Source organism: Phormidium sp. CCY1219, assembly GCF_035615515.1.
In the GTDB taxonomy this organism is placed as follows: Bacteria; Cyanobacteriota; Cyanobacteriia; order Cyanobacteriales; family Laspinemataceae; genus CCY1219.
The window spans coordinates 1-15659 of sequence record NZ_JAJENT010000939.1; the positions used below are offsets into that span (position 1 = coordinate 1).

At 51.6% G+C, this 15659-nt stretch carries 11 protein-coding genes; 2 read left to right on the forward strand and 9 right to left on the reverse strand.

Annotated features, from left to right (window positions below):
* A partial coding sequence (locus tag LKK83_RS30555; protein WP_324635242.1) for a tetratricopeptide repeat protein occupies window positions 1-856 on the reverse strand: 856 nt, incomplete at its 3' end.
* Window positions 857-1629: 773 nt separating this feature from the next.
* On the opposite strand from LKK83_RS30555, the gene LKK83_RS30560 reads away from it, so the two are divergent.
* Window positions 1630-2049, forward strand: coding sequence for a hypothetical protein (locus LKK83_RS30560; protein ID WP_324635243.1), 420 nt, complete (start codon window positions 1630-1632; stop codon window positions 2047-2049).
* 550 nt (window positions 2050-2599) lie between these two features.
* Here LKK83_RS30560 and leuS read toward each other — a convergent pair.
* Both leuS and LKK83_RS30570 read right to left on the reverse strand, forming a co-directional pair.
* Entirely contained in the window at window positions 2600-5164 is a 2565-nt protein-coding gene (gene leuS, locus LKK83_RS30565; RefSeq protein WP_324635244.1) for a leucine--tRNA ligase, read from the reverse strand.
* A gap of 212 nt (window positions 5165-5376) precedes the next feature.
* Entirely contained in the window at window positions 5377-5505 is a 129-nt protein-coding gene (locus tag LKK83_RS30570) for a hypothetical protein (protein WP_324635245.1), read from the reverse strand.
* A 140-nt stretch (window positions 5506-5645) separates the two neighbouring features.
* On the opposite strand from LKK83_RS30570, the gene LKK83_RS30575 reads away from it, so the two are divergent.
* Entirely contained in the window at window positions 5646-8579 is a 2934-nt protein-coding gene (locus LKK83_RS30575) for a Calx-beta domain-containing protein (protein WP_324635246.1), read from the forward strand.
* Window positions 8580-8687: 108 nt separating this feature from the next.
* Here LKK83_RS30575 and LKK83_RS30580 read toward each other — a convergent pair whose 3' ends face one another.
* From LKK83_RS30580 to LKK83_RS30605, 6 genes are all read right to left on the reverse strand, one after another.
* On the reverse strand, window positions 8688-9137 hold the full coding sequence (locus tag LKK83_RS30580; protein WP_324635247.1) for a hypothetical protein: 450 nt from the start codon (window positions 9135-9137) through the stop codon (window positions 8688-8690).
* A gap of 17 nt (window positions 9138-9154) precedes the next feature.
* Window positions 9155-10942, reverse strand: a complete 1788-nt coding sequence (locus LKK83_RS30585) for an iron uptake porin (protein WP_324635248.1) — start codon at window positions 10940-10942, stop codon at window positions 9155-9157.
* Between the two features lie 259 nt (window positions 10943-11201).
* Window positions 11202-12173: a S1 family peptidase gene (locus LKK83_RS30590; RefSeq protein WP_324635249.1), complete on the reverse strand. Its 972-nt coding sequence runs from the start codon at window positions 12171-12173 to the stop codon at window positions 11202-11204.
* 651 nt (window positions 12174-12824) lie between these two features.
* Entirely contained in the window at window positions 12825-13361 is a 537-nt protein-coding gene (locus LKK83_RS30595) for a COP23 domain-containing protein (RefSeq protein ID WP_324635250.1), read from the reverse strand.
* Window positions 13362-13477: 116 nt separating this feature from the next.
* Entirely contained in the window at window positions 13478-14023 is a 546-nt protein-coding gene (locus tag LKK83_RS30600) for a COP23 domain-containing protein (protein WP_324635251.1), read from the reverse strand.
* 937 nt (window positions 14024-14960) lie between these two features.
* The coding region (locus tag LKK83_RS30605) for an anti-sigma factor family protein (RefSeq protein WP_442957396.1) at window positions 14961-15659 on the reverse strand (699 nt) is incomplete at its 5' end.

Here is a 15659-nt window from a genome sequence, read left to right on the forward strand (position 1 = left end):
AAGCTACGGCGAAATCCGGTTGGAGGCGGATGGCTTCGTTGTATGAGGCAATGGCTTCCTCATATTGTCCTAAGTTATACTGCGCTACCCCTCGGCTGTAATAAGCTACGGCGTCATCCGGTTGGAGGCGGATGGCTTCGTTGAATGAGGCAATGGCTTCCTCATGTTGTCCTAAGTTACCCTGCGCTATCCCTCGGCTGTAATAAGCTACGGCGAAATCCGGTTGGAGGCGGATGGCTTCGTTGAATGAGGCAATGGCTTCCTCATATTGTCCTAAGTTACCCTGCGCTACCCCTCGGTTGTAATAAGCTAAGGCGTAATCCGGTTGGAGGCGGATGGCTTCGTTGTATGAGGCAATGGCACCTGCAAAATCCCCTCTTTTATATTGCTCAAACCCTCGTTCCAACCATACCTCTGCCTCATCCTTCTCCCGAACCTCCTCTGTCGTCTCGGGTTCTGTGGCAGGTGGGGGGAGTTGGGCGAGGACCTGGTTGCCGATTCTCACTGCAACTTCTGCCAATTCCCCAGAATAAACGTCGCCAAAGCGCACCATGCGCCGCGCCAGTTCTTCATGCGCTTCCGGGTTTTCCCGCAACCGTTCCCCAAACCCCTGCAACCAGGCTATCCAGTTGGAATGGCGGATATCGTTTTTCATCTGCTGGGCGATGAAAAATGCCTGAATTTCCGCCCGATTGGCCCCATTTGCCACCCGGTCCAGGAGGGTCATAAACTGGGTCTCGCATTCCATATCCGGGATTTGCCGCCTCGGGGGTGGTGGGGGTGGTGGTGGTGTGCGAAATCCGCGCCGCATCCATGCATAACATCGTTTCAGCCACTGCCACAGTTTCCGCCACATTTGCCGTTTCCTCCTTTTCCTGATAATTTGACTCTATTTTGCCTCCCCTTACCCCTTGCCGTCAAGCCAGGTTATCCCTTGTGGTTCAGCCACACCCCCCGGTAAATTAATTCCCCACCCCATAGCTCAAGTCGTCTTTAGACGACTAAGATAAAATCTGGAGGAATAGCAGCCAAAAAAAATTAGCCCCCGCAGGCGCGCTTCCCTTGCCCAGGCGCGATTTCAATCCCCCGCCTCGATTAACATTATCCCGCCCAGGCGCGATTTCAATCCCCCGCTCAAATTAGCCCGCGTAAAGGCGCGATTTCAATCCCCCGCTTTGAATTAATTCCTCTGCATAAGTCTGCCTCGCCAAGTGCATCTTAGAGATATTTTTTTCCGGACGATGGAAACCGTGAGGCGAGTAATTATCTGATTTTGAGAGATAGCGTTTTTCCCCTGCCCGCTTTTGGTAGGCAATCGATCGGATGTACTATAAATAGCTAGCGATCGCGAGAAGCGCTGCCCTCGATTGATTCCGGGGACTTCCAATCCCTTTGCTAGGCGACTGGCATAATTTCCCAGTCGTCCAACCATTTACATATTCCTTAATTTCGTCGGTCACGCTCATGTCAAATTTAGTCAAATTTACAATAGTTCTACTGAGTTTAAGTTTAACTTGGTGCGGCACAAGCCCACCGCCATCTTGGGGACAACCTGGAAGATGGATATCCTCATCTTGCATCAGAGATGAGAATCCCCTGCCGGTTTCCAGAACCAGTAAAACTCATGTTGTGGTCGAAGGATATCAATTTCAGTATCCGGCAAACTATCGGTTGCTGCTAGAAAATGATGGCAGTCTTTTTCTAACCACAGAGCAGATTTATCAATACTTGCAATGTGCTGTCCGAGGATGGGTTCCCCCTGAGGACTACCCGAATGGAATACTAATTCAATGGAGAACAAGAGAACAGTTAGCATATTTATTACATCCTTATGCTGCCGTAGTGAGAATTATCGACCGTCAAATGATTTCCGGGCGAAACGCTACCTTCTATGTTTACGAGAGCGCTGTATGTTGTCCGCCAATGCTGTACGTAACCATTCCATCTCGGGGCGGGTATGTGGTCATTAGCACGAATGCCAGTGCAAACGGCATCCCCACGATGGAGCAAGCATTTTTCCGCGTAATTATGAGTATAATGGTTCCGTAATCCGTTGAAATCGCGCCTTAGCCAGCAATCACGGGCAACTCGACTCCGCCGGAGGCTGAGCAGAGTGAAAGCCTCCTTGACCCTTATTAGCAGACTAATTCTTTTAAAATCTATTCCGGCAGATATGACATAATATTGCGGGGTAAATTGATGTGCTAGGGAGGCAGAACCCCTGCATGTGCGTTCCCAGGAACGAGTCAAATTAGCCCGCGTAGGCGGGCTATAGCGCTGTCGCGGGCTACGCGCTTTGCTTGCCCAGGCGCGATTTCAATCCCCCGCCTCGATTAGCATGCCTTGGCGCGATTTCAATCCCCCGCTTCGATTAACGCTGAATAAATTCCTCGCCCGGTTATCGCTTGTTGCCGTGGAATGTTCAGTCACACCCGCCAATAAATTCCCCGGCTAATCGCGCAAGTCGTCTTTAGACGACTAAACGATTGTTTTCCTGGTGTTTTCAGTCAGTTTTCAACCGACTTTAGCTATGAGGCGGGGAATAAATTCCCCGCCCGGTTATCGCTCTAGGAGGCTGAATAAATTCCCCGCCCGGTTATCACTTCGCAACCACAAAATTCACCAATTTACCCGGAACCACGATCGTCTTTTTCACCTCCTTCCCATCAATATACTTCTGCGCGATATCCGAATTGCGAGCATGTTGTTCCAACTCCTCGCGAGTAGCTTGTGCGGGCACTTGAATGGTTCCGCGCGTTTTGCCGCCCACTTGAATCACCAAAGTGATTTCATCCACCACCAACGCCTGCCGGTCCGCCTCGGGCCAGGATTGGGCATGGACCGACTCCTGATGCCCGATCGCCTGCCACAATTCCTCAGAAATGTGCGGGGCAAAGGGGGCTAACAACACCAACAGGGTTTCCACCCCTTCGGTATAAACCGCCGACTGCTTGCACTTAGCATCTTTCAGGGCATTGCTGAGCTTCATCAACTCTGCCACCGCCGTATTCAACTGATATCCCGCTTCCAAATCATCGGTCACTTCCTTAATAGCCGTATGAATGGCGCGGCGCAAGTCTTTTTCCGCCTTGCTCATCTCGCCTTTTACCTGTTTTGTCGGCGTTGTTTGGGCGAACTCCGTCACCAGCGCCCACACGCGATTCAAAAAGCGGAATTGACCTTCCACATCCGCATCATCCCACTCCAAATCCTTCTCTGGCGGCGCTTTAAACAAAATAAACATCCGCGCCGTATCGGCCCCATACTTAGCCAACACCTGCAACGGGTCCACCCCATTATATTTCGATTTGGACATCTTTTCGTAGAACGCTTCCAACGGTTCCCCGGTGTTCGGATCCGTAGGTTGGGTGGGGTTCACCTGCGCCGAGGGAATGTATTTGCCGGTCTTGGGATTCTTATAGGTTAATCCCTGCACCATGCCTTGAGTGAGCAAGCGCTGGAAAGGTTCGTCAAAATCAAGCAACTGGCGATCGCGCAATACCTTGGTAAAAAACCGCGAATACAGCAAGTGCAAAATCGCATGTTCGATACCGCCCACATACTGGTCCACCGGCAACCAGTCATTAACCTTCCCCTTATCAAACGCACTCTCCTCATTCTTCGCATCCGGATAGCGCAAGAAATACCAAGACGAATCGATAAAGGTATCCATCGTATCGGTTTCCCGCTTTGCCGGTTCCCCGCAACTGGGGCAAGGCACATTCACCCAACCCTCTAACTGCGCCAAAGGAGACACGCCGCGCCCGCTAAATTCCACATCCTCGGGCAACGTCACTGGCAAATCCGCCTCCGGAACCGGCACCATGCCGCAACTGGGACAGTGAATCACCGGAATCGGCGCACCCCAATATCGCTGTCGGGAAATCAACCAATCTCTCAGACGATACTGCACCCGCGCCTTGCCGTAGCCGCATTTTTCCGCATATTTAACGATTTCTTCCTTTGCCTCCGGGGATTCCATCCCGTTAAACATATCGGAATTCACCACGGTTCCCGCTTCAGTATAAGCCTCCTTTAGATAAGGTTTCGGTTCCGCCGCATCTGCTCGCACAATCACCTGTTTAATCGGCAAGTTTTGCTCTTTGGCAAACTTGAAATCCCGGGCATCATGTGCGGGAACTCCCATCACCGCGCCAGTGCCATATTCATACAAAACGTAATCCGCAATCCAAATCGGAATTTCCTCTTTAGTAAACGGATTAATCGCCACTCCACCGGTAGGAATTCCCCGCTTGGGTTTATCCTCAGCAGTTCGTTCCAATTCGCTTTGACTGCTGACCTCTTTAATAAACGATTCTACCGCTGCTTTGCGGTCCGGGGTGGTTACTTTTTCCGTCAGCGGATGTTCCGGCGCTAAAGTAACGTAAGTTACCCCATAAACCGTATCCGGGCGAGTGGTAAATACGCCAATTTTCTCCTCCATTCCCACAATTGGAAATTCCAAATACGCCCCCACGGATTTGCCGATCCAGTTTGCCTGCATCAATTTAACGCGATCGGGCCACCCGGGCAATTTATCCAAATCCTCGAGCAATTGTTCCGCGTAGTCGGTAATCTTAAAAAACCATTGTTTCAACAGTTTGCGTTCCACTTTAGCACCAGAACGCCAGGACCGACCCTCGCTGTCTACTTGTTCGTTTGCCAATACAGTTTGGTCTATGGGGTCCCAATTTACCGCCGCTTCTTTTTGATATGCCAATCCGGCATTAAAAAACTGCAGAAAAATCCACTGGGTCCATTTATAATAGTCTGGAGAACAGGTGGCTAGTTCTTTGCTCCAGTCGAAAGAAATGCCCAATTTTTGTAATTGCCCTTTCATTTGGGCAATATTTTCATAAGTCCATTTTGCCGGATGAACGCCTCGCTCGATCGCGGCATTTTCTGCCGGTAATCCAAACGCATCCCATCCCATCGGGTTAAGCACGCGATATCCTTGCATCCGCTTGATGCGGGCGATGACATCGGTAATCGTGTACACTCGAACGTGCCCCATGTGCAAGTTGCCCGAGGGGTAGGGAAACATGGAAAGGGCGTAGAATTTCGGGCGATCGCGCGTCTTGGGGGTTTCATCGTCCCCTGCTTGCGCCCAAGTTTGTTGCCACTTTTCCTCAATGGATGCTGGGTGATAACGGGATTCTACCACAAGAACTCCTACAGATTTGCACTTCCAACTTTTCTCTCATATTTTGACACACACTCCCGCCAATTGGTCTATCCTATTTACAGGAGTATTTTGGCGCGGGGCTGTCTGCACTGAGTCAGCAGGGCGCGCCACTGGGGCATTCCCTCGCCGATCGCCGAGAATTATTGCCCCCACGGAGGCACTTACCCTCCGCTTCGCAAATCAGGGGGCATTCACCACAGCGGTTTCGCAAGAGGTTTCCCATCGGTGGCGTCAGGGGTGCCCGAATTCGCGATCGCCCCGCGTTTTGCCCCAAAATGCGGTTCGACTCTCGCTAATTGTGGATATCGCCAGATAACCATCGGTTAACCTCTATCGAACCCCATCATCGAGAAGAAAGATTCCCTCTTGCAATCCCAAAGTGGGACAATCATGTTAATGGGTGCAGCAGGTGGTTAACAATTCAGCACCAGCGATCGCAATCGCAGTTGAGGAGTAGAACATGACATTATTATTTGGCGACAATCAAGATAACACCATAATCGGCGGCGCGCAAAGCGATACCATCCTAGGCGGTGAAGGAAACGATAGTCTGTTAGGAAGCAGCGAAGACGATATTCTGTTCGGCGGCGCAGACAACGATACCCTAACCGGCGGTTCCGGGGCGGATATTTTTGTTATCGGTTTCGGAGAAGATACGATTACCGATTTTGTCCGAGGAAGCGATGCATTTGCCCTGCAATCCGGTTTAAATCTCGACAACATCTCATTCGCACCCATTTTTCAACCCACCCCCGGGCGCGGGCAACCGGCAACTCGCATTGGCACCGAAATTATCGGCAATTTCGATAATAACACTGTCACCTTAGCTCAGGTATTTGGCCCCGGTGGCACTTCCTTAGATGGGAGCGATTTTCGCACCGAGGAGATTGAACCCGTAACCAGCGTTATCGAATTTAGCAATCCCACATTTAATGTCACTGAAGGCAACTCAGCGGTTCAGGTGACATTGGTTCGCACCGGCGATGTGAGCGGTACCGTCAGCGCCACAGTCGTGCCCGCAAATGACAGCGCGATCGCCCCGGTAGATTACGACAATTCACCGATTTCCGTCACTTTCGCCCCGGGACAAACCCTGCAAACCGTGCAAATTCCCATTGCTGACGATACTCAGGTAGAACCTAGCGAAACCTTCCAGTTATCTTTAGCCAATCCCAGCGGCGGCGCGATTTTCGGCGATACGGATACGGCAAGTGTGACGATTGACGATAACGATGTTGCCTTAGAGTTTAGCGATCCGACCTTTCGGGTGAATGAAAATGGCACCCCGATCGCCGAAGTCACGGTAGTTCGCACGGGAGTGACGGATCGTGCGGTGGGCGCAACCCTTGCCCTAGATGACGATAGCGCGATCGCCCCGGATGATTTCGATAACACGCCGATTCCCGTCACCTTAGCGCCCGGAGAAACCACCCAAACCGCCAACGTTCCCATCGTGGATGACGAGGAAATCGAACCGGAAGAAGCGATCGCCCTGGAATTGGTCAATCCCACCGGAGGGGCAACCATTGGCGATCGCAATACCGCCGCTCTCACAGTTGTCGATAACGATTTGAGCGTGCAATTTAGTCAAGCGGAATTCCGGGTAAACGAAGATGGCACCGCGATCGCCCCCGTTACCCTCACCCGCACCGGATTGCTCGATGTACCCGTCGGCGCAACCGTCACCCTCGCCGATGGGAGTGCGATCGCGCCGGCGGATTACAATAACGCGGCGATCGGGATTAATTTCGCGGCGGGCGAAACCCAGCAAACCCTAGAAATTCCCATCGTCAACGATACCAGCGTCGAACCCAACGAAACCCTCACTCTCAATTTAGGCAATCCCACTGGCGGCGCAACCCTCGGCGCACCGGATACCGCCACCCTGACCATTTTAGATGATGATGTGGCGCTGCAGTTTACCCGGGGAAATTATACCATCAATGAAGACGGCACCACCACCTTACCCGTCACCATCGCCCGCCTCGGGGTTCCCACCGCACCGGTTTCCGTCACGGTAAATCTCACCGACAACACCGCGATCGCGCCGCAAGATTACGCCGCCACTCCCATTGTCGCCAATTTTGCCCCGGGCGAGACGACACAAACTATCGAAATTCCCATCGTAGACGATGAGGAAGTCGAACCCACCGAAAGTCTCAACCTCACTTTAGCCAACCCCACCGCGCCGGCGACGGTAATCGAACCCGCTACCGCCTCCCTCGAAGTTATCGATAACGATGCGATTCTCGAGTTCGCTACCGATAACTTTGTAGTGAATGAAGATGGCACCGCGATCGCCCCGGTGACGATAACCCGCACCGGCGTAGTGGATATCCCCTTAAGTGCCTCCCTTCTCCTCGCCGACGGAAGCGCTACCTCTCCCGAAGATTACAACAACGCCCCGATCGCCGTCAACTTTGCCCCGGGAGAAACCACTCAAATTGTCAATCTACCCATTACTGACGATGCGATCGCGGAAAATTCCGAAACCGTCAACCTCACATTAGTCAACCCCACCAACGCCATTCTCGGTCCCCAAAGTAACGCCACGCTCACAATCCTCGATAACGATAGCATAATAGAATTTAGCGACCCCCTATTTAACACCGCCGAAGATGGCACCACCAGCGCCACCATTACCCTCACCCGCACTGGCGGATTGCAACAATCTGCCAGCGCCACCCTCACCTTATCCGACGGTACCGCCAGCGCCATTTTCGATTACAATAACGCCCCGATTCCCGTCAATTTCGCCCCCGGAGAAACCCGCAAAACCCTCACCATTCCCATTATCGACGATTCCATTATTGAAGGTGACGAAACCATCAATCTCGCCTTAACCAATCCCAGCAATAATACCATCATCGGCACCCAAAGCACCGCCAATTTGCTCATTTCCCGCAGCGATACTCCCACCTTGCTCAATTTTGAAGGCGTCGGCAACTTAAACCCCGTCGATGGATTTTATAGCGACAACGGCATTTCCTTTTCTGGCAATGGATTAGGAATCATCGATACCGATGACTTGCATCGCTTGGGATTTCACGATGAATTTGGCGGCAATTTTGAAGGCAATCCCAGTGGCATCACCGCCCTTACCTATGGCGAAGAAAGTTCGATTGTTATGAACGTTTCCGAAGGATTTGACAATCAATTGTCCTTCTTTTATGCCTCTCCCTTTTTCGAGCATACCGTGACGATTTACGATGATATTGGCGGTTCGGGTAATGTATTGGCATCGGTTCCCTTATCCACCACTCCAGAAGGGGAATTACCCGATGCATATGGGTCGTTCGTTCCCTTTAACATTCCCTTCGCTGGCGTAGCGCGATCGGTCAGTTTTGGCAGCGTTCCTAATAAGCTGATTCTCGATGATATCCTTCTCGGATAATACCCATTTTCTCAGCAATGGTGGCCAAATCTAGGAAATGGTGGGCAATGCCCACCCTACAAGTTTATTGAGTCTTACCACAAAAAATGGCAATTTTTTCCGTTTAGTTCACTTTCCTTTTCCTTCCAATCCGCCTCGGGGAATAATCACATCCGTGGGGTCGAAAGAGGGAAGGAGGCCGCGTTCTTCTGCAGAAATCGGCGAGAGTCCCCCATCGCTTTCTACCCCACCGCCAATGGTTCCTCCACCTAACGGGTCGCTATTTCCATTCAGGGCATCGGTTAAAAAATTGCTAAATCCCTTTTGCTGAAATCCTCGCCGCTCTTCTTCGGAAAATGTGGGCTGAATCCGCCGCCGAATCGGTTCTTCCTCTTCCGATTCCACGTCGATACATTCCGGAGGCAATTCCGAATCATCGGGAATTTCTTCGCAGGGAATTTCGCGCTCTGTGGGGGTTTCTAGGTCTTGCGCCAGCAGGGAAAAGCTGGGAAACAAGACCCAAACCAGGGGGAAGAAAAATAGGGAAAATGTCTTGACAAATGGCATGAAATGTGGCATAATAGTTAATCCTCATGTTAAAAACGAAATGTCGTGCGAAGGGTGCCGATAAAAATATCGTCGTTATCGGCATTATGTTCCGGGTTGGTGATGTATAGCAAACCGGGAGTGATGGAAATGCGATCGCTGACCCGAAAGCGATAAAAGGTTTCAAAATGCAAAGAGGTATCTTCATCTTCCCCCAAAAACAGATCGTTCCCTTCGACCAACTTGGGCGGCTGACCGAACAGCACTGCGAGCAAATCCCCGGGACGGTTAAAGGGTTGGGAGTAGCCGAGGGAGAATAGATAGGTGGTAGTGGTAGCAGAGGCATCGGACACGGTAGAATCGGTAAAAATCCAGCCCCCCCAAGTACCAAAGGTGAGTTGTGGCGTAATGCGCCATTGCAGGGTGCCGCTTACCGCATGAATTTGTGAGGGTTCCTGGATAAAGCTATTGGTATCGGCAAGAAAGCTCCCGGTAAAGGTATCCAAACGACCATCTTTAGCGTAAGCATTCACATAAGCTAACCCTGCGATCGCACTCGGGGCAGGTTTGAGCAACAGTTGCACCCCCAACGCACTACGATCCGCACCAAACAACCCTTGTCCCTCAGTGGGATTGCTGCTATTGCGGGTACCGTATCCCACCTGCAAGCGGACCGTATCCGTCACCAACCAATCGAACCCCAAACCCGAATCGAGACTGCCAATTTTAAACACCGGACTAGCTTCAGCAAAGCGAGACAGGGCACCGCGTCCCGCGTCGAAATATCCCGAGTTAGCCGTGAGAACGCTACTCAAGCTAAAGCCTACCGGTCGCACGGTAAATACAATCGAGTCGCCCACTGCAAAGCGATATTCCAGTTTATCCAATCCTACCCGATTGTTTTGGCCGGCTTGGTAAGACAGCAAACTCATGTCCGTATTGAAGATATCTGGATTGGCAAACCCGCGATCGTTCAAATTGCCAGTGGACAGTTCCAGGCGCAAGCGATCCTTGCCCGTAAACGACGCCACCAGTCCCACCCGCGTGAGATGAGACAAAATCACCGGACTCTCGTCCCTCCCTGGCGGATCCCCTCCCGTCGCCCCCGTCAGAGCCACGATCGCCTCCCCACCAAACACCGCCGTCGGAGAAAATTGCTGCGCTTCCAGGGTAGCCGTCCGCACTTCCAGGGCATCCACCCGCCCCCGCAAGGTAGCCAATTCGGCAGCGAATTCGTTTTGCAACTGTTCCAAGGCTAACAAATCCTCCCGGGCGATCGTCTCCCCGAGTGCTTGGATTTGCTCGTTAATGCGCTCCAAACAGGCATTCAACCCCGCCGCAAATTCATATCGCGTCAGCGCCCGGTTCCCCCGAAAGGTGCCATCCGGGTATCCCGACATACAGCGATAGCGTTCCACCAAGGATTGGAGCGCTTGAAAAGCCCAGTCTGTGGGTTGCACGTCCGACAGTTGCGACACGGAATTAATCTGCCCCATCGGATCTGACCCCCCATCCGCCTGCCCTAACAACCCCTCGGGCCAGTTGTCCCTAAATTCGGGCCTGGCAAACTCCTCCATCGCCGAGGGTCTCGCCACGGGAGCCAAAGAAGGCGTCTCATCCCGGTACTCGGCGGGGAAAAAGGCTTCGGGTGCGATCGGTTGCGCCACCTCCGGGATCCCCCGGATCGGAATTTCCCCGTCTGGGGTCAGCAGGCGCATCGGTTCTTCCCCGCCTGTTTCCGGCGGGTCTAAGGGTTGATTTTTCGGATCCGATGCAGTGGCTCCCAAGGGAGGCACCGTCACCAGCAAAACGGTAACACCGGCTAAGACATACTTCATGGTTAACTTGCTCCTCACACCTAGATGGCCGAAACGCGGATTCATTCCGGATTCATCTCGGGCACACTACTTCTTTTTCTGACCAATCTAGGGGATTTCTTGTTACCCCGATCGCGGTTTTTGGCGATCGCTTTTTTATTTTTGGCCGAAAAACACCTCCAACCCCGGGAAAATCCTCTGCGAAACGTAAATTCCCAAGGGCTACCCTGTCAAGTGGTGGCGCTTTGAGATGTATTGACATTCCCCGGCGCTCCAGGAATTACGGGCAAGGTTCGCCCAGTAACAAACTTTCGCATCCCCCAGAAGGACCATCGCGCAGGAGCGATCGCAACAGGGTAAAGTCTTGATAAATATCTTCGATGGTATCCGCTTCCTTCATGTTCGCCCGCCCGCGCGCAATTAACTCCGGATCCACCGGCGGTTCCGCAAACGCGAGGTCGAGATTCTCCCCTTTCGCGCGCGCCATAAAATCCTGGGTTTGGATCCCACAGCTATTCGACTCGCTTAACTCCGGATCGATGCAATAAGTCTCCTCCCGCGCCCGCCCGCGCCCGTGAATCCCAATTAATTCTCCTCGGACGTTAAACACCGGTCCGCCACTCATCCCCCGTCGGGTTTCATTGGTATAGAGTAAACTATAGCCGCCATCTTCTGAAGGGGGAGTGGCAATGTCGCTCAGCGTCCCTTCCACAAACTCCCTCACCCGCCTTGCACTGTCGTCCTCGGGATTCGGCCATCCCGAAATATAGACCGTTTCTCCCGGATCCATCTCCCGCGAATCTCCCATCACCGCAATCGGATAATCGCGATCGCTCTCAAATGCAATAATCGCTAAATCCAATCCCCGAATCGACTCCCCAAATTCTCCTTCTTCCTCCCCCAACGGCATTATATTCTCCTGGGTATCCACATCATCCACAAAATGCACTTTCCCGTCACTCGTGCGAACCCCATAGGTCACTTCTCGGGTTCTCACCACATGCAGGGCCGTTAATACGTAGTACATCTGACCCTCGCGCGCCACAATCACCCCAGAACCGGGATTCCATTCCCGTCTGGCTTCAATATCTCCCTCTTGCAATCCCTGACCTATCACTACCGTGGTTTGCGACGCCACAGCATTTACTTGTTCTTTTGTCAAGGCTTGCGCCGCCATCAACGGAATCGTGACCACCAGTGCGGCGGCGGTTCCTACCACACAGGCAGGTAAATGACCGGAAAACATCATCATAAAAATAACTCATACAGTGTAAAAAAAAAGTAAAAATAAGCAAGCATACTAATTATCTTGCATTCCCACTGAACCAATCCCCCATCACCCCTCACCCCTTTTGTCCTTTTGACCTTTTGACCTTTTGACCTTTTGACCTTTTGACCTTTTGACCTATGACAATTAACCTTTTGACCTTTTGACCTATGACAATTAACCCATGACAATTGACAATTGACAATTAACCCATGACAATTGACCCATGACAATTGACAATTGACAACATTAACAGATGCTCATTTTTTTAAAATTTTCCGGAATATCCCCTCCACTATGGGAATTTCTGACAAACTCTGCAAGTGGAACGACCTTGCGCCACAACTGGGTCGTTGAATCGAGCGCCGCGATCGCACAACCCGGGGATTCCCGGCAAGTTTTGTTTGTTGCACCTCCCTCCTGTGAGGGTTCGAGTTCCGATGCATTCTCCAAAAAGGAGTTTTATCGCATAAAAAAACAAGCGAGAAAGTTGGATCTTCCCCCCTTGTTAACCCCTACCTCCCATTATCGGGTTGGAAAATTGCCGAGCGAGACATTGCCTATTCATGGTAAATCCTTACTCACGGCTGATTGAGATTTATGGTTCTTCCGGTTGCGGATCGAACAGATTTTCAACTATCCGCTCAAAATCCGCATAGGCTGGGGGGAAAAATCCTGCAAAAAGTTCCCGATTACAATCAGATCTACCATGACATCGAGACCGAGCACCTCCCTCAAAAGTCTTGCCGGTTCGGCTCTATTATCTCCCGGAAAGCTAAATAAAAAATTATTGCGATTGCACCCCACTCGCGTATTGGGAACCGCGCAAACCACCATATTCCCTCGAACCCGTCCCACCGTCAGATATAAGCCCTGTAAGTCTCCCCCATTTGCCTGTAAAATTCCGTTGAGTCTGCGAGTCACCTCATTGCAGCGTTGCGCGGAAAGGTTGGTGAATTCTGTATGGTCTTGATTGGGCCAAGAAATTATGGCAGCAGAACGCCCGCCCTGGTTACTCACTGCTCGAATAGAATACCAATCCGAGGATTTCTGGCATTGAAATGAGCGGAGTTGGTTGGGCGATCGCGCTACACTGGATTGCGCGATCGCCATAGTAGCTGAAATTGCTATCAATCCACTGGCGATCGCGCGGCAAATGGGTTTCAGACTCATAATAGAATTCACTTTCCTCGTTCCACAGGTTTACATAAAAGAGGTGACATCTCGACTCTATTCATAACCGTGACTCGCAGACTCCTGATTGCTGACCCTGGCGGGCGATGGTCAATTTAAAACAGTTCATTGACTAACACTTCCAAATTCAGGTATGGCTGTCCCCCGGACTCCTGAATCACGTTCCCACTGCCCACAACCCCCGCACTGGCAATGCTGCGAAGCATTCTCGAGGGATTGCGGCGATTGTCTTGGTTCAGGGTAAACAACATATTTCTGCTATTACAACCCGATCGCGTATTATTCACCGCACACAATACCGCCTCACCATTCACAATCCCCGCCGTCATGTACAATCCACTCAGAGTACCGCCATTTTCGTCTAAAATCGCATTTAAACGGTTCGTCACTTCGTTGCAGCGTCTTTCTGGCGTATATCCAGAACTGCTAAATTCTTCCGTTTTCCAGACGATCATCGGATCGGAAACCGCACCATTTTTCCGCAGTGCTAACGTCACATACAAATCATCTGTAGAAATCTGGCACTGAAATGACGACAAATCGTTCACAGCCTGAGCCATTGTTTTTTCCGCACTCAGTAACGGAATCTGAGCGGCAACTAAACCAGCCACAGCACATTGGAATAACTTGTTGAGGTTCATGGTGTTCGTTCTCCTTAATCACTGGATAGATGGACAGATAGAATGACGTTTAAACCAGTCAAATTTATCCTGAATTGACCCTATTAATTCCTCCCCCATTACTCCCGCTTCGGTTAAAATCGATGAAGCACTCTTGCTTCCGATGAATATCAGGGGAACAATCCAGCCGATGGCATCCCAGACGGAATTGCCTTATTCGGCTCGGGTTCGGCTGGGATCTTCAGCCCAAGGCGCTTTGCTCGGGCACTCGCGCGACTCGGATGCCCGATAAACCGCTCGGAGACCCGCCAGCCATCCACTAACAACGACGGAAGATCCGGTAGAGAGTTTCGCGTTCCTTGGATAAGCCGGTAAAAAGACACTTTGGTATGGTTTTTCTACCGTCTTTCTTTATGTTATCTCCCTTTGGGATCGCCCTTGGCCGTTAAGGATGCTGTAAAGTCATCGATCCAATATATTGACGATTGTTCCCTAAATTAGAGGGGTTTTTCTGTAAATTTTCGATGAAGATTGCCCAATTCGAGGGCTTATGTAAAATTCCTGTAAAGCGCTCCCTCAGTTGGCGTTACCCTCAAAAAATCTACCCCATCCTAAACTTCATAAAAACCCTGACTTTACTATCGGCATTCCAGGTGCATCCTGCACCCGAAAGCGCCAAATCAGCCGATATAAGCCGGAAAGGTTCATTTTTGGCCGATCGCTCAAGCGGTCATTCTCGCGCCCGTCTCCTCCAACCCTCTGAAGGGCAAGGGTTACAATTGAGCGGGGGGATAAGTAATTCTACGGAAAAAAAAGGGTAAAACCCCTTTCCGGGGGTGCGGCGATCGCGTCTTGAAAAGAAAAGTCCGTGGTTCGCAGACTCTGCGTTGACCACGGACTCTCTGGTGCAACCTGCACCTTCGATTCAGTTGTTTTCCCCAGTAACTAGATGGCTGTTCTATTCCACAAACAAGGCTCGCGATACGGTAGATTCTGATTCGGATTTGGCGGTTTGCTCCGGAATATCCATCACCGGACCGTTTAATGCAATGCTTAACCGTTCGTTTCCTTCCCGAACCGGAGACGGCGAACTGGCGACTTGTTGTGGCGGGGGAGATTCAACCGTAGGCATAACGCTGGATAGGGCCGCCATGAATAATGCCGCGATCGCACCTCCTCCCCATGCCATTCTTCTGTGACGTCGGCGATCGACCCGCCGGAACACTTGCTTCGCTGTCTGTTCCGCCGTTTGCTCGGAGGCGGGCACCGGCAACACCTGCACGCCTTGACGGAGTTTCAACAGTTGGAAATACAACCGCTTCACTTCCGGATCGCGATCGAGCCACTCTTGCACCTGCTGTCGTTGGCTTACCGTTGCTTCGCCATCGATGTACGCACTGAGCAACTCAAACTCCACTTTCTCGTTCAGCCCTTCTGCATGCTTCGCCTTGCGCGCCTCCCATGCCCGTTCCATCTCCGCTTCAGCATCAATGCGGCTAAACACCTGCGCCACAAACGCTTCCACAGGTTTCTCGCAAACCAGCACCGGCATGTCATTCATCCCAGCGCGCAATTTGACCAGTTGCTGATAAAACTGCTGCATCTGTGGCTCGGTTTCCAGCCACCGTTCCACTTGCTCCACTTCCCCAGCACCCAA

What these genes read in the sequence shown, in the direction of transcription:
- LKK83_RS30570 (WP_324635245.1), bottom strand. Translation starts at nt 5,505, where the DNA reads ATGGTTATCTGGCGATATCCACAATTAGCGAGAGTCGAACCGCATTTT.
- LKK83_RS30575 (WP_324635246.1), top strand. Translation starts at nt 5,646, where the DNA reads ATGACATTATTATTTGGCGACAATCAAGATAACACCATAATCGGCGGC.
- LKK83_RS30580 (WP_324635247.1), bottom strand. Translation starts at nt 9,137, where the DNA reads ATGCCACATTTCATGCCATTTGTCAAGACATTTTCCCTATTTTTCTTC.
- LKK83_RS30585 (WP_324635248.1), bottom strand. Translation starts at nt 10,942, where the DNA reads ATGAAGTATGTCTTAGCCGGTGTTACCGTTTTGCTGGTGACGGTGCCT.
- LKK83_RS30590 (WP_324635249.1), bottom strand. Translation starts at nt 12,173, where the DNA reads ATGATGATGTTTTCCGGTCATTTACCTGCCTGTGTGGTAGGAACCGCC.
- LKK83_RS30595 (WP_324635250.1), bottom strand. Translation starts at nt 13,361, where the DNA reads ATGAGTCTGAAACCCATTTGCCGCGCGATCGCCAGTGGATTGATAGCA.
- LKK83_RS30600 (WP_324635251.1), bottom strand. Translation starts at nt 14,023, where the DNA reads ATGAACCTCAACAAGTTATTCCAATGTGCTGTGGCTGGTTTAGTTGCC.